The organism is Pseudonocardia nigra, assembly GCF_019396355.1.
Lineage (GTDB): Bacteria > Actinomycetota > Actinomycetes > Mycobacteriales > Pseudonocardiaceae > Pseudonocardia > Pseudonocardia nigra.
On the sequence record NZ_JAHKRK010000475.1, the window covers coordinates 1 to 1,239 of the forward strand.

General features: G+C 65.4%; 2 protein-coding genes. One reads left to right on the forward strand and one right to left on the reverse strand.

The window, feature by feature from the left end:
- A partial coding sequence (locus KME75_RS41695; RefSeq protein WP_219420513.1) for a DUF222 domain-containing protein occupies positions 1-460 on the reverse strand: 460 nt, incomplete at its 3' end.
- Positions 461-784: 324 nt separating this feature from the next.
- Between KME75_RS41695 and KME75_RS41700 the strand changes: the two genes are divergently transcribed.
- Complete coding sequence (locus KME75_RS41700; RefSeq protein ID WP_219420510.1) at positions 785-1,075, forward strand: transposase; 291 nt, start codon at positions 785-787, stop codon at positions 1,073-1,075.
- The last annotated feature ends 164 nt before the right edge of the window (positions 1,076-1,239 follow it).

Sequence of the window (1,239 nt, forward strand, 5' to 3'; positions counted from 1 at the left end):
CTTCGAGGTCCTCGAGGCGGATGAGCACGGTGAGGTGCGGCCGCCGGCCACCGGTGTCGGGGACGTCGCCGTGGTCGAGGACGTACCCGCAGATGTCCGCGAGTGCGTCGGCCTGCCGCCGCTCCGCACCCCGCCGGTCGTCCGAGTCGAGGGGCTTGGATTTGGCGTCGAGGAGGGTGGCAATGGTGTCGAACATCGCCGCGTCCTCGAACTGGCCTTTGAGCTCGCCGCCGGGGGGGCCGCCGGGGCGGTCGCGGAACCGCCGCACCTGCAGGGTGTTGACCGGCACCGGCGGGCGGTCGTCGGGGGCGGGGCCGTCCTGGTCGAGCCGCTCGATCAGATCCGTGCCGTAGCTGCGCAGTTGGGCGGGGGTGTAGTCGGCGGCGCGGGCGGCGAGCTCCTCCTCGACCCCGGCCCGCTGCTCCTCGCTCAGTCGGCCGGCGGCGGGGGTGGCGAGCAGGACATGCCACTGAGTTTAGTCGAACATGCTTTCGAGCAACGGGGCTATTCGAGTGAACGCGAGATTTGCAATAGCGAATGGATCACGGGACTGTCCTATAGTTGCTTGAAACAGGACCACAGCCAGTTGAGCGACTACTGGGCAGTGACTCTCGTCGGAACCGCGGTGCCCCCATGCCGGGTACGGCCGCACGCCCAGCCACACCATTCGCTGTTCACCCAACCCAGCCGCCGGCCCAACCACACCCGCACAGGGCGCTATGGCGAGCCTGCCAGATTCCGGACACCGGACCCAATAAGGTCCGCCCGGAATGGAGGCTGATCAATGCCGGAACGGCGCAGGAAGTTCAGTCCTGAGTTCAAGGACGAGGCCGTGAAGATGGTGACCGAGTCGTCTCGTCCGATCGCCGAGGTTGCTCGCGAGATCCAGGTGAACGAGGGCACCCTCGGGAACTGGGTGAACAAGTACCGGGTCGAGCACGTCGACGAGGAGTCGCCGTTGACGATCTCGGAGCGGGCCCGTCTGCGCGAGCTCGAACGAGAAAACCGTGAGCTGAAGATGAAGGCCGAGTTCCTGGGAAAAGCGGCCGCCTTCTTCGCCCAGGAGTATCGATGAGCGCCAGGTTCGAGTTCATCGATGCGCAGAAGGCACAGAGGGTTATTCAGCGAAGCGTTTCGTTACGGTTCTGAGATCAACTTGCGCGTGTCGACAAACGAGTGACGGTCCGATTCACGCGAGAATGGGTTTGCCAACACAAGCCCACGTGAACGGACCGTCGC